Annotated in this window: 20 protein-coding genes; 12 read left to right on the top strand and 8 right to left on the bottom strand. The window is 34.2% G+C overall.

Annotation, left to right across the window (positions count from 1 at the left end; translation table 11 throughout):
• Window position 1 precedes the first annotated feature (1 nt).
• The 4 genes from bchL to Anndu_RS09095 all read right to left on the bottom strand — a co-directional run bounded on the left by bchL (window position 2) and on the right by Anndu_RS09095 (window position 4816).
• On the bottom strand, window positions 2-862 hold the full coding sequence (bchL, locus tag Anndu_RS09080) for a ferredoxin:protochlorophyllide reductase (ATP-dependent) iron-sulfur ATP-binding protein (protein WP_464100900.1): 861 nt from the start codon (window positions 860-862) through the stop codon (window positions 2-4).
• A gap of 766 nt (window positions 863-1628) precedes the next feature.
• Window positions 1629-2213 carry a DUF3727 domain-containing protein gene (locus Anndu_RS09085; RefSeq protein WP_464100901.1) on the bottom strand — a complete coding sequence of 195 codons (585 nt, stop codon included), beginning with the start codon at window positions 2211-2213 and terminating at the stop codon, window positions 1629-1631.
• 74 nt (window positions 2214-2287) lie between these two features.
• Complete coding sequence (gene surE, locus Anndu_RS09090; protein ID WP_464100902.1) at window positions 2288-3109, bottom strand: 5'/3'-nucleotidase SurE; 822 nt, start codon at window positions 3107-3109, stop codon at window positions 2288-2290.
• 54 nt (window positions 3110-3163) lie between these two features.
• Window positions 3164-4816 (bottom strand): DUF6930 domain-containing protein, encoded by a 1653-nt coding sequence (locus Anndu_RS09095; RefSeq protein WP_464100903.1) that lies wholly within the window; start codon window positions 4814-4816, stop codon window positions 3164-3166.
• A gap of 159 nt (window positions 4817-4975) precedes the next feature.
• On the opposite strand from Anndu_RS09095, the gene prfB reads away from it, so the two are divergent.
• Both prfB and Anndu_RS09105 read left to right on the top strand, forming a co-directional pair.
• Window positions 4976-6083 (top strand): peptide chain release factor 2 gene (gene prfB, locus Anndu_RS09100; protein WP_464100904.1). Its coding sequence is split into 2 segments (ribosomal slippage): window positions 4976-5047 and window positions 5049-6083, totalling 1107 coding nucleotides; the frame shifts between segments, so codons are not numbered across the junction.
• A 57-nt stretch (window positions 6084-6140) separates the two neighbouring features.
• Complete coding sequence (locus Anndu_RS09105; protein WP_464100905.1) at window positions 6141-7487, top strand: flippase; 1347 nt, start codon at window positions 6141-6143, stop codon at window positions 7485-7487.
• On the opposite strand, the gene Anndu_RS09110 is transcribed toward Anndu_RS09105, so the two are convergent.
• Window positions 7477-8934, bottom strand: a complete 1458-nt coding sequence (locus Anndu_RS09110; protein WP_464100906.1) for a hypothetical protein — start codon at window positions 8932-8934, stop codon at window positions 7477-7479. The two genes, Anndu_RS09105 and Anndu_RS09110, sit on opposite strands and share 11 nt — an antisense overlap.
• A 93-nt stretch (window positions 8935-9027) precedes the next feature.
• Between Anndu_RS09110 and Anndu_RS09115 the strand changes: the two genes are divergently transcribed.
• Complete coding sequence (locus Anndu_RS09115; RefSeq protein ID WP_464100907.1) at window positions 9028-10143, top strand: glycosyltransferase; 1116 nt, start codon at window positions 9028-9030, stop codon at window positions 10141-10143.
• On the opposite strand, the gene Anndu_RS09120 is transcribed toward Anndu_RS09115, so the two are convergent.
• Both Anndu_RS09120 and Anndu_RS09125 read right to left on the bottom strand, forming a co-directional pair.
• Window positions 10140-10943 carry a hypothetical protein gene (locus tag Anndu_RS09120; RefSeq protein WP_464100908.1) on the bottom strand — a complete coding sequence of 268 codons (804 nt, stop codon included), beginning with the start codon at window positions 10941-10943 and terminating at the stop codon, window positions 10140-10142. The genes Anndu_RS09115 and Anndu_RS09120 overlap by 4 nt on opposite strands.
• Window positions 10944-11092: 149 nt before the next feature.
• A complete protein-coding gene (locus Anndu_RS09125; RefSeq protein WP_464100909.1) occupies window positions 11093-12460 on the bottom strand; it encodes a gluconeogenesis factor YvcK family protein in 1368 nt (455 codons plus the stop codon).
• A 248-nt stretch (window positions 12461-12708) separates the two neighbouring features.
• Between Anndu_RS09125 and Anndu_RS09130 the strand changes: the two genes are divergently transcribed.
• The 9 genes from Anndu_RS09130 (at window position 12709) to Anndu_RS09170 (ending at window position 23446) form a co-directional block, all read left to right on the top strand.
• Window positions 12709-12831 carry a hypothetical protein gene (locus Anndu_RS09130; RefSeq protein ID WP_464100910.1) on the top strand — a complete coding sequence of 41 codons (123 nt, stop codon included), beginning with the start codon at window positions 12709-12711 and terminating at the stop codon, window positions 12829-12831.
• Between the two features lie 420 nt (window positions 12832-13251).
• The gene (gene dusB / locus Anndu_RS09135; RefSeq protein WP_464100911.1) at window positions 13252-14259 is read left to right on the top strand and encodes a tRNA dihydrouridine synthase DusB; all 1008 of its coding nucleotides are present in this window, start codon (window positions 13252-13254) and stop codon (window positions 14257-14259) included.
• A 242-nt stretch (window positions 14260-14501) separates the two neighbouring features.
• On the top strand, window positions 14502-17156 hold the full coding sequence (locus Anndu_RS09140) for an adenylate/guanylate cyclase domain-containing protein (protein ID WP_464100912.1): 2655 nt from the start codon (window positions 14502-14504) through the stop codon (window positions 17154-17156).
• A 342-nt stretch (window positions 17157-17498) separates the two neighbouring features.
• The gene (locus Anndu_RS09145; RefSeq protein ID WP_464100913.1) at window positions 17499-18596 is read left to right on the top strand and encodes a pyridoxal-phosphate-dependent aminotransferase family protein; all 1098 of its coding nucleotides are present in this window, start codon (window positions 17499-17501) and stop codon (window positions 18594-18596) included.
• Window positions 18597-18728: 132 nt separating this feature from the next.
• Window positions 18729-19454: an LPS export ABC transporter ATP-binding protein gene (gene lptB / locus Anndu_RS09150; protein WP_464100914.1), complete on the top strand. Its 726-nt coding sequence runs from the start codon at window positions 18729-18731 to the stop codon at window positions 19452-19454.
• Between the two features lie 94 nt (window positions 19455-19548).
• Window positions 19549-20727 (top strand): LptF/LptG family permease, encoded by a 1179-nt coding sequence (locus tag Anndu_RS09155; RefSeq protein ID WP_464100915.1) that lies wholly within the window; start codon window positions 19549-19551, stop codon window positions 20725-20727.
• Between the two features lie 145 nt (window positions 20728-20872).
• On the top strand, window positions 20873-21616 hold the full coding sequence (locus Anndu_RS09160; protein ID WP_464100916.1) for a biliverdin-producing heme oxygenase: 744 nt from the start codon (window positions 20873-20875) through the stop codon (window positions 21614-21616).
• A 54-nt stretch (window positions 21617-21670) separates the two neighbouring features.
• Entirely contained in the window at window positions 21671-23068 is a 1398-nt protein-coding gene (gene hemN / locus Anndu_RS09165) for an oxygen-independent coproporphyrinogen III oxidase (RefSeq protein ID WP_464100917.1), read from the top strand.
• A 180-nt stretch (window positions 23069-23248) separates the two neighbouring features.
• A complete protein-coding gene (locus Anndu_RS09170; protein WP_464100918.1) occupies window positions 23249-23446 on the top strand; it encodes a (2Fe-2S)-binding protein in 198 nt (65 codons plus the stop codon).
• 70 nt (window positions 23447-23516) lie between these two features.
• On the opposite strand, the gene Anndu_RS09175 is transcribed toward Anndu_RS09170, so the two are convergent.
• A complete protein-coding gene (locus Anndu_RS09175; protein WP_464100919.1) occupies window positions 23517-24338 on the bottom strand; it encodes an ABC transporter ATP-binding protein in 822 nt (273 codons plus the stop codon).
• Between the last annotated feature and the right edge of the window lie 104 nt (window positions 24339-24442).

The following is a 24442-nucleotide window of genomic DNA, read 5'->3' on the forward strand; positions in this document are numbered from 1 at the left end:
ATTACACCATCATTAACTCTAATTCTTCTTCAACTTCTGAACCTTTAGGAGGGTTTAAATAATAATCGGAAAGTAAAGAAAATAACTCCCGATCTTGGGCTTCATTTGGCACAACTCCTTCAGGTAAAGCTAATATTTGATCTGCAATATTTAAGTAATAATCACAAACATAATTTAAAGAAGGATCCGTTTCTGCCATTTCAAATAAAGTTTTTCCTTTGACTCTGGAAACTCGAATATCCTCGATTAACGGTAAAACCTCTAAAACGGGCATCGGCACGGCACTAATATATTTTTCAATTAAATCCCGTTTGGCGGTACGATTACCGATTAAACCCGCTAAACGTAAGGGGTGAGTGCGCGCTTTTTCACGCACCGAGGCGGCGATGCGGTTGGCGGCAAAAAGAGCGTCAAAACCGTTATCTGTAACGATCATACAATAGTCAGAATAGTTTAAAGGTGCGGCAAAACCACCACAAACCACGTCACCCAACACATCAAACAAAATTACATCATATTCATCAAAAGCGTTTAACTCTTTGAGGAGTTTGACGGTTTCGCCCACTACATAACCGCCACAACCCGCACCCGCCGGAGGCCCACCTGCCTCTACACAGTCAACTCCGGCATAACCTTTATAGATCACATCTTCCGGCCAAATATCTTCATAATGAAAATCTCTTTCTTGTAAGGTGTCAATAATGGTGGGAATGAGAAAACCTGTGAGGGTAAAAGTGCTGTCATGTTTGGGATCGCAACCTATTTGTAAAACTTTTTTGCCTCTTTTCGCTAGGGCGGCGGAAATATTACAGCTAGTTGTGGATTTACCAATGCCACCTTTACCATATACTGAGAGTTTCATCTTGTTTTTTCTCCTTTTAATTAGAAAAATTTTATTGTTAATAATTGCGGTTTTAATCAAGAAAATGATAGTAATTTATACTTAGTTTTTTCTTGGGTTAATTAATTTTTTTGCGTTGCCTGTATTATTAACAATTTTTTTAAAAAAGAAAAGGGGTGTTAAAAATGAAAAATTGAGTAAATTAAAGTTATCAAGAGGATTAAAGCAATTTTTGATTTTAATTTACTCTAATTCTATTTTTTGCTTAAATTTAGCTAATTTTTACTTTTTGTGTACTTAGTTATAATAATTGCGAACAAAAGAAAAATAACCAAAGGTAGCCCCTCAAGATCGGGGTAAAAGGGGTTAATCTTCTAAGGGAGTAAGAAGGTTAAAAAGCTTGTTAGATAAGGCTTTGAGCTAATTAAAAATTGAGTTAAATGGGAGGTTAACTATTCTCAAGTAAGAAGGGTTATTGAAGTGATCCCCGTTTAAACTAAGATTTTTGTAAATAATTGTTAATTTTTGCCATTAAGTAAGTGCCTATGCAAAAAAAATCTTAATAACTATAGAAAATCCAAAGTAGGAAAAGAGTGTTAGGTTACTTTGTTATTCTAAGGTTTAAGATTTTTTGATCTAGTATATTTGTCGATCGAAAATTAAAGACTTTAACGGTAAATTTTGACAACAATTAACCTCAATTTTGCGGTTTTCAAAGATTAATAATGATCTGTTTTTCTTTAAATGAGAATTGCAGTCGGAAATTCTTAAATTCAATCACAAATAACTAATTATTATCTAAATCATCATGGAGTAAAAAACTTAAAATAGAAGATAAATTGGCATCATCAGGTGATAATAATTCTAGTTGACCATTTTGATTATCACAAGCCACAAACAATAAAGGTGCAACGGGACTATAAATACTATATTTAGCTTTATTATGATAAAAACTAGCCAAAAATTGCAGATCTTCTGTATCTACATTTTCGTCATCTTCATCTAATTCTAATGATAAAATTTCATCTTCATGTAAAGGGGGAAGTTCACCACTTACTGTTAAAGAAAAAGCGGTATTTTGTAAGACTAAATTTAATTCCCCTAAGACGGCTTTTGCATCAGCAAAAAGCATTTGGATCTCTTCTGGCTCCTCAATAATGATAGCATCAGCAACCTCATCGTTCTCATCTTGATCTTCATCCCATGCAATAATTACCACAGGAGAATCTATTGGTAAGAGTAACAGATAAATTGAGCCATCTAACTCTAAAGAATTTTCTAAATAACAATCAAGCGATCGCCCTGTTTCGTCAATCAGGGTTACAATATCGGTATTATTTTGTCCACCTTGGGAATAGGATGCTGAAGACATAGCTGATTTATCATATACAGTTAAAGGATCAATCTTACAATACCATAAATTGATTATTGATTATTGAGAATTGACTAATGACTAATGACGAATGACCAATCATTTAATTCATTAATCAATTTGACATCGGTTAAATCATATTGTAGGGGCATAATTGTAATATATTTTTGCTTAATGGCTTGAACATCGGTTAAAGTATGCTCTGGTAAATGAGGATTAGGAGGTTGTTCAATATCTTCAATTACTTCTCCTGCTAACCAATAATAACTTTTTCCCCTCGGATCTAAACGGTGTTGAAACTGCTCATGATAACGTCTTAAACCTTGACGAGTGATGACAACTCCTTTAATTTCTTCTTTTGGTAAAGCTGGAATATTAATATTAAATAAAGTTACTTTTGATAAGTTTTTTTTGCTTAAAGTATCTAAAAATGTCACAATAAAATCTGCTGAATTTTGAAATTCTCCTGCTGTATAATTAGCTAAACTTACAGCAATACTATTAATTCCTTCAATTGTGCCTTCCATAGCGGCGGAAACCGTACCTGAATATAAAACATCCGTTCCTAAATTTGGCCCGTGATTAATACCAGATAACACAAAATCAGGGCGTTTTTCTAACACTTCCTCCACACTTAAAGCCAATTTAACACAATCGGAAGGCGTACCGGAACAGGCATAAGCCTTAACTCTTTCATCAAAAATCCCGTCCACCATTTTAGCTCGAATTGGTTGATGTAAAGTTAATCCGTGACCCGTAGCCGATCGCTCCTGATCTGGGCAAACAACAGTAACTTGATGGCCAGCGGCCACTAAAGTATTAGCTAAAACACGGATCCCTTTAGCAAAAATTCCATCATCATTGCAAATTAATAAATTTAAAGAAGATTGAGTCATTTTAGTTATTTATGATTAGTTATTTATGATTAGTTATTTGTTAATAATCAATGATTAAAATTCTAGGTCAGGCATTAATTGTAAAACACCCATGCCCAGATCACGAGGATTAACTGATTTAGCCTCAAAAAATGCCATCATATCTTTTAGTTGAGGATTGCCTCTTGATGCTCCTTGTAAGCCTTTAGCAATAATTAAACCACAAGACCCATTATTTTTTTTACATCTTTGATCCCATTTGTTTCTGGCTTCTATATGGGTAGGATCATCACTTAAAAATTCAGCAAATAAATATAAATTTTGATCCCCTGTTTGTAAAATTCCTAAGTCATAAGTCACCTCAGAAAATGGATCTTCCCCAGGGTTAAAACAAACGGCACTTAAGCCTCCATCCTCTTTAATTCTTTCGATTAAAACTAACGCTTTTGGACGGGAAGTTTGAATTAAAATAATAGGTAAACCTTCTCCTTGTTCAGAAATATTATCACTTTGATAATAAATTTTAGGGTCTTGTTTCAAAAAATTAATAATTTCCCAAGGCATCATTCCTAGACTTAAAAAAGATCGATCGGGGATTAAATCATCCCTTAAAGGTACATTCATTCCCGATAAATATTCCTCTTCTTCTTCAATTTCACTCTCTATTAAATCTAAAAATTCTTGAACTAAATCCGGCAAAGTTGAAACGGAAATATCAAAAATTTCCTTAACTATTTCTTCGGTTTTAATTGATTTTTTGCCCTTAGTTGATTGTTGATTAACTTTAATTTTATAGGATTTTTTGAGTTCAGGATAATCTTCTTGTGCCAAGATTTTTTTATGTTCATCAAAGAACTGAATAAAAGCCGATAAGGCACTATAGACAGCGATCGCCTCCTCCTCATCTAAAAAAGGCCGCATCCCTTCATAGGGGTGAACACTACCAAAAATAGACCGAATTTCGCCAAAACGTAAATTTTCTAAATTTTCATCTTCATCATCTTCCATACTTTCAAAATTTAAAAACCAACAGTCTTGAGCTAGAAAAGCACTTTCTAACTTTTCAAAAGAATCATGATCTAAAACTGTTTCTCTAAAATGTTTTAAAGACTCAAGGGAACGATATAAAAGTACCCCATATTCTTGGCCTAACATTCCCATTACACAAAGATAAATTTTTTCAATTCCCCATTGATTTAATTCAATTTCTAAAACATCATGATCGGCTAAAATATTCCAAGGTGCTTTTTGCCAAATCTCTTGGGCGATTTTATTTAATAATTCTCGATAGACGGGTGCTAAAGCGTGGGAAGGCACTCCGGCCATTTTCTCAAAACCTCGGAAAAGCTCATCTATTAAAGGTAATTGGGGCGCATATTCTACCACAATATCTAGGTTTTGTAGTACACCTCTTAAGAAAAATTGTAATTTGCGATCGCGCACAATAATTTTTTGAGGTCGAGCAGGTTGGCCGGGGCGATGGGGATTTTCAATCGCTTTAATTAAAGTTCTGACAATGGCTTCCGTTCCCATTTGGGGGGAAACAATTTCCATCGCCCGAACAAAACCTTCCGTTCCATCAATCCAAATAATACAATCACCATTTTCTTCTAGTTCTGACTCCAGATCAACACTAAGCCCAGCCAGAGGGCGACGATCTCCCTCCCAAACACTAGGTACTTGAGGAACTTTAATTAAACGACGTTGAGAAAAATTAGAAATACTCATACACAGTTATCAATTATCAGTGGGGGGTCATTAGCGATTTAATTGTCAATGACCAAGAACTAATGACTAAATCATGTCTTTTTTAGGATACACTAAACTAAGAACAAAGATCAGCAAAATATTAATTGTAACAAAAAAGATTAGATTTGGTTTAAATTTATGGAACTTACTCAACTTAAACGAGAAATTGAATTGTTAACTTTACGCCTGGGGAAAACCCAGGAGTATCTTTGACTTAGCTACCCTTCAGGCTAAAATTCAAGATTTGGAATATACTTCGGCTGAACCTGATTTTTGGCACGATCAAGATTTTGCCCAATCTATTTTACAAGAATTGAATCTATTTAAGGTAACTTTAGATCAATTTTATAATTGGGAAAATAAATTGGGGGATTTAATAACCATCGCTGAACTTTTAGAAATAGAAGAAGATCAAAGTTTAATTAATCAAGCACAAGTTGATTTAACTCAATTAAATCAAGATTTAGATCGTTGGGAATTGGAGCAACTTTTATCGGGTATTTATGATAGTAAGGGTGCAGTTTTAACGATTAATGCGGGGGCGGGTGGTACCGATGCTCAAGACTGGGCGCAAATGTTGATGAGAATGTACACCCGTTGGGCAAATGATCATGGTTATAAAGTTAATTTAGATGAAATTTCTCAGGGTGAAGAAGCAGGAATTAAGTCTGTTACTTTAGAAATTGAAGGGCGTTATGCCTATGGTTATTTAAAAGGAGAAAAAGGCACTCACCGACTGGTAAGAATTTCCCCTTTTAATGCCAATGGAAAACGTCAAACCAGTTTTGCTGGGGTGGAAATTATGCCTTTATTAGAGCAAAATGAAATTAATTTAGATCTACCCGATCAAGACTTAGAAATTACTACTTCTCGCTCCGGTGGCAAAGGCGGCCAAAATGTGAATAAAGTAGAAACGGCCGTGAGGATCGTTCATTTACCAACGGGCTTGGCGGTACGTTGTACACAGGAGCGATCGCAACTTTTAAATAAGGAAAAAGCCTTAGCTATTTTAAAAGCTAAATTATTAATTATTTTAGAAGAACAAAGAGCTAAAGAAATCGCCGAAATACGAGGTGATATGGTGGAAGCGGCTTGGGGAAATCAGATCAGAAATTATGTTTTTCATCCCTATCAAATGGTCAAAGATCTGCGCACAAATTATGAAACAAGTGCAGTTGATGAGGTGTTAGATGGGAACTTAGATCAATTGATCGAGGCCTATTTAAGACTACCAATTAATAATTAATATATTAATTATTAATCAAAAAACTCATTGATAACCAATTTATTTAAACGTAAAATTATGATCTTAAAAGAAAAAATAGCTTTAGTAGTAAACCAATTATTAACCAAAATTGGTGTGGGAGACAAACTCAAAAATCGCTTATTAAAAGGAGCAGTTAGTTTATTTGGTTTAAAGGTTTTTTCCGCAGGTTGTGGTTTTATAATTAGTATGATTTTGGCTAGAATATTAGGTTCTTCTGATTATGGTTTATATGTGTTTGTATTTACCATTTTAGATTTATTAATTTTATTAGGAACAGCCGGAATTGATACTTTAGTAGTTAAGAATATTGCTATTTATCAAAGTAATAATAATTGGGGATTAATAAATGGTTTATTAAAATGGTCTCATCAATTTGTTTTAGGGGTTTGTGCTGTTCTAATTATGATTACATTAACAATTATTTGGTTGTTAGGTGATCAAGTGGATAAATCAATGGAGATCTGTTTTTGGATTGGGATTTTATTTCTACCAATTGCCTCCATCAGAAATATTAATATTGCCGCTTTAAATGGGTTGCAAAAATTTACTAAAGCACATATCGGAGAATTTTTAATTAGACCAATTATTTTTATTGCTTTAATTTTTTTCGTTTATGCTATCACAAATAAAAATGTTACTGCCATTATTATATCCGTAGTTCATGTGTTAGTATCGGGTATTTGTTTATCAATTGTGATGATTCTTCTCAATCAAAATTTACCGAAAAAAATCTTCCAAGAAAAAGCTCAATATGAAATAAAAAACTGGTTAAAAACATCATTACCTTTATTATTTTATGCTAGTTTAATAATTTTATATACTTATATTGATACTTTAATGTTAGGTGTAATGACTAATGTGGCTTTAGTCGGGATATATGATGCGGCCATGAAAGGAAAATTAATTATGTATATGGTGAATCAATCAGTTTCTAGTGTGCTTCAACCAAATGTAGCTAGTCTTTATGCTCAAGGAAAAATTGAAACAATGGAAAAAATGGTCAAAAAAAGTAGCAGAATTTTATTTATGATTGTTTTTTGTATCAGTATTAGTTTAATGATTTTTAGTAAATTTTATTTATCTTTATTTGGCAATGATTTTATCGTGGGACAAATTCCTTTAATTATGTTATGTATATTTACATTAATAGATAATATTGCTCCTTTTAATATTTTATTATTAAATATGACTGGATATGAAAGGGATACAGTGGTAGCGATTGGTATTAGTAGTGTTTTAAATGTTATTTTAAATTGGTTATGGATCCCCCAGTGGGAAATTATTGGAGTTGTAGCTTCCACGGGGGTAAGTATATCTTTATTAAATATTTATGCCACAATTATGGTTCGCCGAAAATTAAAAATAAATTGCACTATTGTTTAACTTGTTTAAGTTGTTTAAGTTGTTTCAATTTAGTTTGAAAAGGCTTTTTTAGACCTTTATAATAATTAAATCTATTAGCCATAATTCCGGCAAATAACCAAAAATAAAAACTAAAACTTCTTAATGTAAATAACCTTTCGACAAAACAATATATTAAAGAAATGAAGATTAAACTGCGCACTGCAATAATAATAGTTTTTTCTTCTTTTGGTAAAGGAAAATTCATTAATTTTTTGCCCATTTTACTCAAACGTAAAAGAATTAACCAAAAGAAAATTATCCCAACTAAACCAATATATGCAAAAATAGCAATCCAATAGGGATCTTCAAATACATATAAATTGCGGTAAAGTTGTGCCACGTCTTCGGGATTCTGTAAAAAAGGTTCGATTCCCCTTGGCACAATGCCCAATTCCGGCCCAAAACCAAACCAAAATTGTCCTGATTTGATTAAAGCATTAACGGTGACAATGATCATCCAGCCCCGTGAATTTTCCGCATTAGCCCTCCAATATTCTTCCGTAAAAAGAGCGGAAAAACTTGATAAATCTTGCTCTTGAGAGGCGGCTAATGGATCGGGCTGACTAGGTATTAATGATAAGGTTAAACCTGCGATCAAACCACCTGCTAACATTAACCAAAGATATTTAATTAATAATCTTCGTTTTTTTGAGAAAGCAAAAATGATTAAAGGTACAATCAATGTTAACATTAAAGATGCTCTTTTCTTTGAGGCGAATACAGCAAAAATAAGTAATAAAATAATAGCTAATTTACCTTTTTGATTGACAATTAAGTTATTCTCATCAAGATAAAAAGAAATACAAGATAAAACAAATGTTATTAATAAAAAAGCCGCTAAAATAGCATTATCATTAAATGTGCCACAATTAGCCCCTTTACTTTCAATAATACCTGCACAAACAGAACTACTTATTTTGATAGTTATACTTGTAGGTAAAAAGAATTGGATAGAAGCAAAAACTGCCTGAATTAAACCTAATAGTTGAATTTTATTTAAGATATAATTTATTTTTTCTTGGGGAATATCAATATTAACTAAGATATAATAAATGGCAATATAACGAAAATGAATCCGCAAATTTTTGAAACTTCCAGGTGGGGAAGCCCCATTAAAAAAGACAGAAACTAAGATAGAAAGTATTAGGGCGATAACTAAGGGATCTATGGGGGTTTTCCTTATATCGCCACGAAAACGAAAGCGATCATAAATTACAAAAAAAGCGGTAGCATAAAAGATATTTTCAGGGATAAAACTAATTAATGATCTAACTGCGGAAATGGGAATTAAACTATTAATAAAATCTTCAAAAGGAATATAAAAAGCATAAGCTGTGATGAGCCATAAAGGAATTTGTTGAGCTTTTTTTGCTTCTTGAAAAGAGGTAATAATATAAGAAATACCTTGACGAATTTGAGAAATCATAATAAATAATCAATAATAAAAAATGATATAATCTGGTTATCAGTTGATATTTGACAAGTATCAATTGTTGAATCAAAATAATTTATAATTAATATGACTATTGCTTTAATTGCTCATTATCTTGGCCCTAGTTTGGGAATTGGTCAATATTTAGATCGTTTAATTCCTCCTTTAATTAATGAGTTAAAACAGAAAAAAATCGAAACTGTTATTTTAGCCTCCCCTAATGCTAAAGCTAAAACTCCCGCCCTTAACAATATAGATGCACAAATTTTAACTTTGCCATCCCTCGATTATAGCCCGATAAAAAGATTAATTTGGTTTGCCCTTAATTTTCCCGCTTTTTGCAAAAAAAATGGCATTACGGGCGTTGTCTGGCTTTCTAACCCCATTGTTTTACCTTGGCATCCTCCTAGTCTTGCGGTTATCCATGATGTTAATGAGTGGAAAATGGCTTCTAAATATGGCAGTTTGAAAACGGCTTTACGTTCTCTGATTTATTTAGATTCTTCTCTTTATTTCTCTCAAAAAATAGTTACTATTAGTCAGGCTACTTATCAAGATATTATAAAATTTCGCCCTAAATTTAAACCTAAAAACAAATTAATTACTATTTCTAATGGTTCTAATTCTAGTTTAATTAATTTGCCAGCAGTAAACATTAATGCCCCTGAAACACCTTTTTTACTCTCGGTGGGAAGAATTGATCCTGCTAGTAAAAACTTACCAGAGACCATTAATTTAACTAAAGCGTTAAGGGAAGTAACTGGGGAAAATTGGCAAATTCATTTGATCGGTGGGATGAATGCCTCTAGTCAAGAGGCTGGAGAAGCTTTTATTGAGTCATTAAAAACCTTAGACTGGGCCATTTATCACGGTTATGTGGATAATGAGCATTTAGCCCAATGGTATCGTCAAGCTACGGCCATTGTGTTTTTATCTGATAACGAGGGTTTTGGTTTTCCCATCGCCGAAGCCGCCTGTTTTGAAAAATGGGCGATCGTCAGTCAGAAAAATCAAGCGGCTTTTGAAGCGGGAGGTAGTAGTTTAATTCCTATTAATATTAATGATCCTAAAGGTAGCGCCCTTCAATTTTTAGGGCAAATTAAACAGAAAAAACCGCCTCAAGTTGACTTACCAACATGGAAAACTACAGCGCAATTATATGCTGTAGTTTTCAAAGAAATATTTACTAAATCAAAAGTTTAATTTTGATTTTCAAAGATATTTTCTGTTACATAATTAAGTTTAGGATGATCACTTTTGATCATTAAATCAAAGTGATCATTGGTAGTTAAAAAATTAAGATTAATTCCATAACTACTGATATATTGGAATAGTGCCGATATTAAAATAATAATAGCTGACATTTCCATGAATTCTTCAATAGATGAGGCAAAAATATAACTCAAACTATCAAAACCAGAATTGTGCATTATCCCTCCTTCTAGTATCTCAAAGCCCACTGCACCCACTACATAAAGAATAAATGACATTAGAAAGAGATTGCGATATTTTGCCGATAAAGAAAAGAAAAATTGAAGATAAATTATCCCAAAAATTAAAACAAGTGGAATGGCTACAAGTACCCAAGTAAAAGCAAAAAAATCTATATTTGCTAAATTTAAAGATGATTTTATCGAATTAAGTCCCTTTGTATTGCTCACTAATTCATGAATTTGAACCGCCTCATCCCATGCTAAAAATAAAAAAACAAAAGATAACAATAACCAATGGAGAAAATAGCGGTCTTTTTCTTGTTTTTTGATGAAAGAAATAAACAAAAATAATAGACAGGCAGTGAATAACAATACACAAGAAATAAAGGTGGGAATATTTTTTTCAGAAGCCGAACTGACTAAATAGGTTAGACCTTTCATGATAAAAGAATCTTTAAACCATAAATTTTGAAAAACACGAACAATCAAACTAACTAAGTTTAAAATCAAAATACTAATAAATAAGTATCTAGTGATTTTTTGAGAAGATAATGAAAGATTGACTTGCATAAAATTTATTTTTTATATTTAATTTTTAAAAAAAAGATTTACCTCAGTTTAATCCATAAAATTTATTTTTTCTAATTTTTGGTAACAAAAATTTACTTATCAGTTGACAATGGATAATTATTGAAAGTTTACCGATCAATGGTCACTGATTATTGTTTATGATACCAACGCAGGAGAATCTGAGCTAATTTGTGATGATTGTGACGTACATAACCCGTTTCGGGATCTTCATCCATCACATTAGCGATCACTATTCTTCTTTGCAATTTTGCCACTTGTTCCCGATCTAAATAAACGGGGTGGGAATTATCTTTTGCATAACGCTTCAAAGCCGCTGGTGATGGGCTTCTACGGTGTACTACCACCGCATCAAATAATTTTCCCCCACAAATATAATCAATGGCTCTGATATGGTCGGAAACCGTATAACCCTCAGTTTCTCCGGGTTGGGTCATAATATTACAAATATAAATGCGTGGTGCTTGACTTCGCGCGATCGCTTCTCTAATTTCAGGTACTAATAAATTGGGGATAATACTTGTATAAAGACTTCCCGGCCCTATAATTATGTAATCGGCCTCATCAATTGCTTTGATGGCCGCTGGTAAAGCGGGGGGTTTTTCAGGAATACAACCAATCTTTGAGATAGTTCCTCCCATTTTTGGGATATTAGACTCACCTTCTACTCGTCTTCCATCAGTAAATTCAGCCCATAATTTCACATCGCTTAAAGTGGCGGGTAAAACTCGCCCCCTCACGGCTAAAACTTTAGAACTAGCGGCGATCGCTTGTTCAATATCCCCTGTAATGTCACTCATGGCCGTTAAAAATAAATTGCCGAAACTATGGCCAATTAAACCATCTCCGGCTTGAAAACGATATTGAAATAACTCAGTTAATAATTTTTCCTCGTCTGCTAAGGCCGCAATACAGTTGCGAATATCACCTGGGGGTAAAACTCCGATTTCCCTCCTTAAGCGCCCCGATGATCCCCCATCATCAGCCACCGTTACCACAGCGGTAATATTAGAGCTATAAACCTTAATCCCTCTTAATAAGGTAGATAAACCTGTTCCCCCTCCAATCACCACGATTTTCGGCCCTTTATTTAAACGGCGATAATTTAATAAGACATCAACTAATTCTTCGTTACTTTCTGGTAAAAGTACCTCTGTGATTGAGTTCATGGTGCGGCCTTGACCCCAAAAAATGAAAAATAAACCCAGTAAAATCACTAAAGGGCCAGAAATATAATTAGGTAAAATTTGAGCTAATTGCTCTAAAAGATTAGAAATAAAATCTAATAAATAATAAATTGGAGTTAATTTTAAGAGAATTGCTAATCCTAAACTGGTGAGTAATACTCCCCCCGCACTGATTAACAACCATCTTTTCACCAATAGGCCGGGGGCTAACCATTTAAACCAATGATTGAGGCGCTCAGGTGTGTTTTTGCGAAAAGAAGTTAAGAAAGAGGGTTCAGTTTTAATTCGTTTCAAGGCGTGTTTGAAAAACATAATCGGTAAAAGTGATAATGGAATAACATATTAGGGTAATAAGGCAGTGAGAAAAAATCATAACAAAAATTGGTAATATAATCAGACTGTCGAAAAGTAATTAGGCTTGGCCAGACAAAAGCAGTAAATTAAAATTAAAAGTTTATAATGACAATAAAGATAAGATTAAAGGAAATTAAAAGAAAATACAATTATCAATTTTATTAATCAATCTAGGGCAGAAAAAATGTTAGATAAACTACCAAAAGATGCAAGAGAATGGGCTGAAAGCTTGTCATGCACAGAAAACTGTGAAAATACCTTTAGCTAAATTCTATCTTGATGTTTCTGTTACCGGAGAAAAATTAAGGAAATGTTGCGGATGTATTTGATTGTTAAAACTGGGGGATTTTAAATAAGTTAAAGTTAAAAGAATAATTTAAGTAAAATCTCCGATGATTTTATAATATTAACAAATATTGTTATAAAGTTGAGGTCAATATGCTTTGGAAGTATCGTCACTATGAGGGATTTATTCCAAAGACTAAGCTATCAGGGAATAGACTTAAAAATATCAAACTTTTCTAAGGCAAGTAAAAAAAGAGAAAAGGATAAGGGGAAATAGTGATCAATTTTGGTATTTTAGCTGTAAACCATAATGCTAAGATGGTGACAGCAGATCACAGATTTGTTAATGAAATTGCTAATGATAGTTTATCTTCTTATGTTTGTTAGATTGAAGATTTACCTAATCTTTAAATTAATATTAAGCCTCTAAAACTACCTTAAATATAATAAAATAAATATCAATAATGCTTAAAATATCTCCTAATTTACAAGAAAAATTAAAAACACCTTTAAAAATAGGCTCAGTTGAAGTCAAAAGTCGAGTTTTTCAGTCACCCTTATCAGGTGTAACTGACTTGGTTTTTCGGCGTTTAGTGCGCCGTTATGCTCCTGACTCCATGCTTTACACTGAAATGGTAAACGCTAAGGAAATTCACCATTTACCCCAAATACCCCGCCTCATGGAAATAGGCGAAAATGAGCATCCCATCAGTATTCAACTGTTTGACTGTCGCCCCGATTTTATGGGATCGGCCGCCGAAAAAGCAGTTTTAGAAGGCTCACAAACCGTAGATATTAATATGGGTTGCCCTGTGAATAAAATCACTAAAAAGGGCGGCGGAAGCTCATTATTAAGACAACCAGAGGTTGCTGAGGCAATTGTGAGGGCAGTGGTTAAAGCAGTGGATGTGCCTGTGACGGTGAAAACTCGCCTTGGTTGGAATGATCAGGAAATTAATATTTTAGAATTTGCGAAAAGAATGGAGGCGGCTGGGGCTTCTTTATTAACTATTCATGGGCGCACCAGAGAGCAAGGTTATCACGGTTTAGCAAGGTGGGAATGGATCACAAAAGTGAAAGAAATTTTAACTATTCCTGTGATCGCAAATGGTGATATTTTCTCCATCGAATCGGCTTTAAAATGTTTAGAAATAACGGGGGCTGATGGGGTGATGTGTTCGAGAGGCACGTTAGGTAATCCTTTTTTAGTGGGGGAAATTGATTACTTTTTAAAAACAGGAAAGATGCCGGATCAAATAACCATTAAACAACGCTTAGAATGTGCGAAAGAACATTTACAAGGTTTATGGGAATATAAGGGAAAAAAAGGCATTTTTCAAGCGAGAAAACATTTAACTTGGTATTGTAAAGATTTTAATGGGGCGGCTCATTTAAGGGAGCAATTATCTTTAATTGAAACAGTAGAAGAAGGGTTAAATTTAATTGATCAAACTATGGAAAAATTAGATTAACCTCACCCCGAATTTATCATAAATTGATCAAAAAATAAAATTTATTACTCAAAAATTAACATTTTTACTGAATAAAATAAATTGTTAAACTAACCCTCTTTTAGCAACTTCAGGCAATCATGATTGATCACTTTTCCCCTCAATTCTTTTTGTGTTTTATTATGCTACAATTTGAATTACGGAATCTGGGTTAAACTTATTGCTATAATCATCAAAACCCAATTCTGAATTAAACAATAATTATGACTGCGGCATATCATCACTCTGCTCGATCCGATCAAGATTATCAAACCATTGATATTACTGTAGAAAGCAATGGTAATCAGTTTAATTCCCAATCTCCGTCTAATCCGGGGGGTAGTGCTTTAGTAACTACTGGGGGCAATTTTAGTGCCTTTTTAGCCCCTCTCAATCAAGATACATTTAAAGAAGTTGTTGAAGGTGTAGAGCAAAAATTACAGGTTTTTCATGATACTTTATCAATGTTGGATAGTGTCTTAGATAGTCAGGGTTTTGATGCTATTCTCAACGATATGTTGGAGTCAATCACCCTCAAAACGGGAGAGCTATTAGGGGCCGATCGCACCACCATTTTTTTATTAGATGATGATCAAGATGAATTATGGTCTATTGTAGCGAAAGGGGAAGATGGTAAACCTTTAGAAATTAGGATCCCCATTAATCAAGGTATTGCGGGGGAGGTGGCTACTTTTAAGAAAATTGTCAATATACCCTTTGATTTTTACGATGATCCCCGCTCCACGGCCGCCAAAGAATTTGAAAAGAAAACGGGTTATCGTACTTATACCATGTTAGCTTTACCCCTGTTAAGGGATGATGGGGAATTGGTGGCGGTGGTACAATTATTAAATAAATTAAAATCCCCCCATGATCTGGCCGCCCCCCTTGGGGAAACCGTTTCCCATGAAGGTTTTACCAATGAAGATATAAAAGTATTTGAGGATTTTGCGCCTTCAATCCGTTTAATTTTAGAGTCTTCTCGCTCTTTTTATAAGGCTACCCAACGTCAACGGGCGGCCAATGCTTTAATTGAGGCTACCAATTCCCTCAGTAAAAGTAATTTAGATTTAGATGCAACCCTCAGAACAGTGATGGATGCGGCCAAAAAATTAATGAATGCCGCTCGTAGTACCCTCTGGTTAATTGACCATGAAAAGCAGGATCTTTGGACAAAAATTAATATGCCAGACGGTTCCCAAAGGGAGTTAAGAGTTCCCATTGGCGTGGGTTTTGCCGGAAAAGTGGCTCAATTAAATTTACAACCTAATCGCCATACAGACGGAGAAACCCTCAATATAGGGTTTGATTTATATACTAATCCTGACTCAGATACCTCGAAAAAAACCGATCAACAAACGGGTTTTCGTACCTGTAGTTTACTGTGTATGCCTGTGTTTAACTCCGATGGTGATTTAATCGGGGTAACTCAGTTAGTTAATAAAGAAAAACAGGGTGATTTTCCTGAGTATAATCCAGATGAGTGGCCCACACCCCCTGAAAAATGGAAAGCCAGTTTTAACCGCAGTGATCAGGAGTTTATGAAGGCTTTTAATATTCAGGCTGGGGTAGCGATCCAAAATGCCAAACTCTTTGCCCAAGTTAAGCAACAGGAGCAGATGCAAAGGGATATTTTACGCAGTTTAACCAATGGGGTTATTTCCACCGATCGCAACGGGATCATTATTGCGGCCAATGAAAAAGCGAAGGAATTACTCGGTTTTGGTGAGGATGATCCCCTTGAAGGTAAAAAAATGAGTGAATTAGTAGAGATTAAATCCGGTGAATTAGAATATAAAAAAGGAGATTTTGCGCAGTGGTTTGAGAGGGCTTTACACCCTAAAGAGCAAAAAGATCGAGAACAATATTACCCTGATCAGCCTTTAGTTTCTGAGGTTGGGGAGGAACATAGTGTTAATTTATCAATTAATTCGATCACCGATGCCAGTGATCAGAGTGTTTACGGAGCTTTAGTAGTCATGGATGATATTTCCGATGAAAAACGCCTCAAAAGTACCATGTATCGCTATATGACACAGGAGTTAGCTGAACAGTTATTAGAAAGTGGTAATCTAGGCTTAGGGGGCGATCGTAAGGATGTAACGGTGTTATTTTCCGATATTCGCAGTTATACCAGCCTCACGGAAAAATTACAACCGGAGGAAGTGGTAGGAATGTTAAATGAATATTTTGAGACAATGGTGGAGGTAATTTTTAAATATAAAGGCACGTTAGATAAATATATTGGGGATGCGATCATGGCGGTATTTGGATCGCCCTTACCCTTGGAGGATCACGCTTGGAAGTCGCTACAAACCGCCATCGAAATGCGTCATCGGTTAGCGGAGTTTAATAAACGGCGCAAAGCGGAGAATAAACAGGAAATTAAGATCGGGATCGGGATTAATTCCGGTTCGGTCATTAGTGGTAATATTGGTTCAAGTAAAAGAATGGAATTTACGGCGATCGGCGATGGAGTTAATTTAAGTTCCCGTTTAGAAGGTACAAGTAAACAATATGGTTGTGATATTGTAATTAGTGAAAATACTTATGAAGAATGTAAAGATAAAGTAATAGTAAGAGAATTAGATCGTATTAGGGTAAAAGGTAAAAATGAACCCGTTTCTATTTATGAATTAGTGGCATTAAATACGGAAACAATTTTACCAAAAACCCAACAAATTATTGAACTTTATACACAGGGTAGAACCCTTTATAATAACAAAAAATTTGCTTTTGCTTTAGATCGTTTTGCGAGAGTTTTACAGTTAGATCCCTATAATAAAGCGGCCTATTTACATATGCAAAGATGTCAACATTTCTTTACCCATCCCCCCGCCGAAAATTGGGATCGAGTTTGGACTTTAGAAACAAAATAAATAGAGCATTATTCAACAATTATCAACTGAGAAAATAAAACTTTTGATCAATTTTAAATCATAAAAGAATTGATTAAATATTATTTTTTCAATAAAGCCTTGAGAGGATTATTTATTTTGATCCAAAAATGATCAAAAAATCTTAAAATTATTCCAGTGAGATAATATGATTAAATTACAACTTAGGTTAGGCCAAAAGTCAGGTATGTTAAAATTTAACAACTTTTAAATAAATTTTTATTAAACTATAATGACAAGATTCAAAAAATAAGATAAGCTTAAACACTGTATTAACTGATATAGAAAATTTTAAATTTATTGCTAAAAAAAGGAGTAAATTAAATGGGCGAAAAACAAATGTTAATGATCCCTGGGCCTACCCCCGTCCCCGAAAAAGTGTTATTAGCGATGGCTAAACACCCGATCGGCCATCGTAGCGGGGATTTTAGTAATCTTATTGCTCAAGTCAACGACAATTTAAAATGGTTACATCAAACTAAAAATGAGGTGTTAACCCTTTGCAGTAGCGGTACGGGGGCAATGGAGGCCGGTATTATTAACTTTTTAAGTCCGGGCGATCGAGTTTTAGTGGGTGATAATGGTAAATTTGGTGAGCGTTGGGGTAAACTGGCTCAAGCTTTTGGTTTAGATACCCATATTATTACAGCCGAATGGGGTACACCCCTTGATCCCGAAGCCTTTAGGGAACAGTTAAAAGCCGATACCGATAAGAAAATTAAAGCGGTTATTATCACCCATTCTGAAACCTCCACAGGCGTGTTAAACCCCCTTGAGGAAATTAATAAAGCCGTTAAAGAACATGGTGAGGCTTTAATTATTGTTGATGCTGTCACCAGTTTGGGCGCGACTAATGTACCCATTGATGAATGGGGTTTAGATGTGGTGGGAAGTGGCTCACAAAAAGGTTATATGATCCCCCCCGGCCTTGGTTTTCTAGCGGTAAGTGATAAGGCATGGAAAGCTTACGAAACGGCAAAATTACCCCGTTTTTACTTTGATCTAGGCAAATATAAAAAAGCCAATGCCAAAAACAGCACCCCCTACACCCCCGCCATTAACCTTTATTTCGCCCTCAATGCGGCTTTAGAGTTAATGAAAGAGGAAGGCTTAGAAAATATTTTCGCCCGTCATCAGCGTTTAACCCAAATTACCCGTGAAGGTGTGAAGGCTTTAGGTTTAAAATTATATGCACCCGATCAATATGCGAGTAATGCTATTACGGCGGTTGATCCTTCTCCCTTAAATGCGGAAGATGTGCGCGGTGTGATCCGTAAAAAATTTGATATTGCCTTAGCCGGAGGTCAAGATCACCTCAAAGGTCAAATTTTCCGTATTGGTCATTTAGGCTTTGTGTCGGAACGTGATATTTATACCGTTTTAGCGGTGTTAAAGGAAACTTTACCCACTTTACAAGCTTAATTTGTCTTAACTTTACCCCCTTCTCCCCACTGGGAGGAGGTTGGGGATGTAATTGTCAATTGTTGAAATTTTTGTTAAATGATCGTTTATGATGGTTAATTAAATATATAATCCAATCCCAAAACGTCAGCAGTGATTATTTTAGAAAATATCCATAAATATTACGGTAAAAGATTAGTTGTTAATCGGGTTAACTTAAGAGTTAATCAGGGTGAAATTGTCGGTCTACTCGGGCCTAATGGTGCAGGAAAAACCACAACTTTTTACATGACCACCGGACTAATTAAACCGACTGAAGGTAAAATTTGGTTAGACGATCATGATGTAACTCAACTTTCGATTAATAAAAGAGCGCATTTAGGCATCGGATATTTAACACAACAAGCCAGTATTTTTCGTAATTTAACAGTACAAGAAAATATCCAATTAGTATTAGAACAAACCAATATTCCCCGTAGAGAAAGGGCTTTTCGTTTAGAAACTTTAATCAATGAATTTCGTCTGCAAAAAGTAATTAATACAAAAGGAAATCAAGTTTCTGGAGGTGAAAGAAGACGCACGGAGTTAGCAAGGGCTTTAGCTTCTGGTAAGGATGGGCCTAAATATTTATTATTAGATGAACCTTTTGCCGGAGTTGATCCCATCGCTGTTTCAGAAATTCAAAAAATTGTGGCTGACTTAAAAAAACGTAATATGGGTATTTTAATTACCGATCATAATGTGCGCGAAACTTTAGAAATTACCGATCGCTCTTATATTATGAGAGATGGTGAAATTTTAGCTAATGGCACATCAGAAGAATTATATAATAATCCTTTAGTCAGACAATTTTATTTAGGTGATAAATTTCATAGATAATTAAATAATTGATAATTCACAATTGACTAATAGCTGATAGCTAATAATAAAAAAATTCAAAATTTTTAATTTTTAATAATTAAAATTATTCTTAATGAACGTATTAACTAAACCAAAAAATGTTACCTCTTTATCGGGAAATTTTTTAGGAATTTCCATCATGGATCGTTATATCTTAACAGAATTAACGATTCCTTTTCTGTTTGGGATGGGCTTATTTACCTCTCTAGGCGTGGCGATCGGCACTTTATTTGACTTAGTACGTCAAGTCACAGAAGCAGGTTTAAGTTTAAATTTAGCCGTACAAATTCTTCTCTTAAAATTACCTGAATTTATTGTTTTAGCCTTTCCCATGGCCATGTTACTCGCCACTTTAATGGCCTATAGTCGTCTTTCTAGTGACAGTGAAATTATCGCTTTAAGAAGTATTGGTATTAGTATTTATCGTTTAATTATTCCGGGGATTATTTTTAGTTTATTAATGACAGGTGTTACTTATATTTTTAATGATTTTGTCGCCCCTGCTTCCAATTATACCGCCTCAATTACCTTAGAAAAAGCCTTAAATAAAGCTCAAACTTCCTTCAAAGAAAATAATATTATTTATCCAGAATATCAGTATATAGAAAAAGAAAATGGACAAAAAGAAAGGATTATGATTCGATTATTTTATGCCGAAAAATTTGATGGTAGTAAAATGCAAGGTTTAACTATTTTAGAAAGATCTAAACCAGAAATTAATCAAATTATTACAGCAAAATCAGCTACATGGAATTTTAAAGAGAATACATGGGATTTTTTTAATGGTACAACTTATACGATCGCGCCGGACGGTTCTTACCGTAATATTTTAACCTTTGAACATCAACAATTAGCCCTCCCAAAAACCGCCCTTGATCTCGCACAAAGACGCAAACAATATAAAGAAATGAATATTTTTCAAGCCAAAGAATACTTGAATATGGTTCGTTTGAGTGGCGATGAAAAAGCAATTAGAAAATTACAAGTGAGAATACAAGAAAAAATCGCTCTGCCTTTTGTTTGTCTCGTCTTTGGCCTAGTGGGAGCGGCCTTGGGTACTCGCCCCCAAAATACCAGTAAAGCCACCAGTTTCGGGGTTTGTGTCGGCATCGTTTTCTGTTATTATCTGTTAGGTTTTATGAGCAGTTCGTTAGGTATTTGGGGAGTTCTATCCCCCGTTGTTTCCGCATGGCTACCCAACATTTTAGGCTTGAGCGCCGGAAGTCTTTTATTAATTAAATCTACCAAATAAACCCCCAACCGTCATCAGTTACAAAATATTAAGTTTTGTAACCCTTACTTGTCAAAACAGACATATAACTATATAGTTATGAAAATACAAAAAAATTAAACCAAGGGCGATCGCCCTTGATCAATCAATTAAGAGGTAAAAAGCTATGAGTAATGAATTTGCCAGTTTATTGCGAGAAGGAACAAAAAAATCTCATACCCTCTCGGAAAATACTGCTTACATGAAATGTTTTCTCAAGGGGATTGTGGAAAAAGAGCCTTTTCGCAATTTACTAACCAATTTATATTATGTTTATACCACTTTAGAGGAAGAATTACAACGTCACGCCGAGGATCCAATTATTAGTTTAATCTTTTTCCCCGAATTAAATCGTCAAGGCAAATTAGAAGAAGATTTAACCTACTTTTTTGGAGAGGATTGGAAGGCTCAGATTACTCCCCTACCTGCCGGATTAACCTACGTTAATCGGATTAAAGAAGTTTCTAACACCAACCCGGCCTTATTAGTAGCCCATGCCTATGTGCGTTATATGGGGGATTTATCGGGAGGCCAAAGTTTAAAAAATATTGCTATTTCAGCTTTAGATCTTCCTAAAGATCAAGGTATAAAATTTTATGAATTTGATAGTTTACCCACTATTCAAGATAAAAGAAATTTTAAAGAAACCTATCGTAATCACTTAAATTCTTTACCCTTAGATCAAACTTTAACTAATGCCATTATTGAAGAAGCAAACTTAGCTTTTAAATTAAATCGAGATGTATTTCATGATCTTGAACCATTAGTAAAAGAATCAATTGGTGATCATATCTTTGATTTAATTACCCGTCAAGATAAACCCGGAAGTACAGAAACAGTTAACAGTAATCAATTAACAGTTACCGCTTAATAGTTGATAGTTGATAGTTGACAAATAACAAATAACAAAGAACCAATAACTACTATGAAATTATTATCACAAACCGTTACTTTTGATGCCAATTTATTACAAAAATATAACAAAGCAATTCCCCGTTATACCAGTTATCCTCCCGCCACCCAATTAACAACAGAATTTCAAGAAAAAGACTTTTTATCATCAATAGCTGTAGCCAATTATAAAAAAAATCCCCTCTCTTTATATTGTCATATTCCCTTCTGTGATAGTGCCTGTTATTTTTGTGGTTGTAATACCATTATTACCCAACAGAAAAAAGTAGCTGATCCCTATTTAGATCATGTAATTAAAAATATAGATCAACTGTCAAAATTAATAGATCAAAACAGAAAAGTTAATCAATTACATTGGGGGGGAGGTACACCTAATTATCTCAATCAAGATCAAATAGAAATACTTTGGAATGCCATTAATCAACGATTTACTTTTGAAGAAAAAGCAGAAATTTCCATTGAAGTTAATCCCCGTCAATTAGATCGAAATTATATCTTTTTCTTAAAAAGTATTGGCTTTAATCGTATTAGTTTTGGCATTCAAGATTTTAACTTAAAAGTACAAGAAGCTGTTAACCGTATTCAACCAGAAAAAATGTTATTTGAAACAATGGGTTGGATCAAAGAAGCGGGTTTTGAAAGTATTAATGTTGATTTAATTTATGGTTTACCTCATCAAAATTTAGAAACCTTTACTGATACCATTAATAAAACAATTAAACTCGATCCTGATCGCATTGCGGTGTTTAATTTTGCCTATATTCCTAATATTATTCCCACCCAAAAACATATTAGCCCAGAATATTTACCTTCAACTGCACAAAAATTAGCTATGTTTCAAATGACCATTGAAAAATTAACAAATAATGGTTATGTTTATATTGGAATGGATCATTTTGCTAAACCAAATGATGAATTAACCTTAGCACAACAAGAAGGCACATTACACCGTAATTTTCAAGGTTATACCACTAAACCAGAATCAGATTTATTAAGTTTTGGCATTACATCTATTAGTATGTTAAATGATGTTTATGTACAAAATCATAAACGGTTAAAACCATTTTATCAAGATGTGGAAGCCGGAAAATTACCCATTGAAAAAGGAGTAACTTTAAGTCATGATGATATGATTCGCCGTACAATTATTATGGAATTAATGTGTCAATTTCAGTTAGATTTATTAGACTTAGAAGAAAAATATCCTTTAGGTTTTGATGTGGATTTTCAACATTATTTTGAGGAGCAAATACCCCAATTAAAAATATTAGAAGAAGATGGTTTAATTGAGATTTTTAATCATGGTTTAAAAGTAACTCCCAGAGGTAAACTTTTAATCAGAAATATTGCCTCAGTATTTGACGGTTATTTAAGCCAAAATCAAGATAAAACTTTCTCTAAATCAATTTAAAATTTTTAAAATTAACCTAAAAAATTACCCCTCTCCTGTGCCAGAGGGGCAAGGCTTAGGGCAAAATTTCACATTGAAAACACCCCTGCCCTTGACAGAGAAAAAATTTTTTTGTACAATTGCAAATAATTCTCAAGATTATTGAATAATATTATTGTTAACCTATCCAATTAAAGAAAGATGTATATTTGTATTTGTCAAGGAATTACCGAAAAAGATATTCAAAAAGCGGTTAAACAGGGCATTTGTACCATAGAAAGACTGGCAGAGTCTACCGGAGTTTCTACTCAGTGTGGTTGTTGTATGGCTCATGCTTGTCAAACCTTAGAAGAAGCAAAAAAAGAAGGTAATTATTGTGAGTATAATCTATCGGTTTAGAATGTTATTAGTTAACAATTGACAATTGAGTAATTGTCAATTGTTGAATAGATTGAAAATCAAATCCTAATTATTGGTATTTTTCCAGAAAATCTAAAGCCTCATTTCTTAAATGATAATATTCCTCAGTTTCCCTGATCTCGTGGGCGTGGCGGGGGCGTGGTAAGGGTATATCTAAAATTTTGCCGATGGTGGCGTTAGGCCCATTACTCATCATTACCACTCGATCGGACATAAAAATGGCCTCATCTACATCATGGGTGATCATCATCACAGCTTGAGGATGACTTTCCCAAATATCTATGACTTGTTGTTGTAGCTTAGGGCGAGTTAAAGCATCTAAAGCCCCAAAAGGCTCATCTAATAATAATAATTTGGGGCGGGTAGCCAAAGCCCTTGCTACCCCTACCCTCTGTTTCATCCCTCCCGAAAGTTCATGGGGGTATTTATCCGCCGCCGCCGTTAAATTAACCATTTCAATATGTTCATTAACTATATTTATTTTTTCAGCGTTACTGTTTTTTTTGAAAACTTGATCTACGGCCAGTTTAATATTTTCCCGCACGGTTAACCAAGGTAAGAGGGCATAGCCTTGAAATACCATCATTCTTTCGGCTCCGGGCTTACGGATCATTTTACCTTCAAGGGTGATCACTCCAGAGGTGGGTTTTTCTAAACCTGCTACTATTCTCACAAGGGTTGATTTTCCGCAACCAGAGTGACCGATAACAGAAACATATTCTTTATTACCAACGGTTAAATTAATGCCATTTAAGACGGTAAAATCACTACCATCGGCTTTTTTAAAGCTTTTAACTACATTTTCAATCACTAGAAAATCATCAGCATTAGAAGTATTATCTGTTAGTTGATTTTGGGAGGGTGATACCATAAATTTAACTCCTTTTGATTAATAATATTTTGATTCGGGTCATTTATTTGTTCACAGGCAAGATGCCTGTGCCAAGGTGGGATAGGCTTCTAGCCTGTCTCACG

The organism is Annamia dubia NIES-4383 (assembly GCF_055394725.1).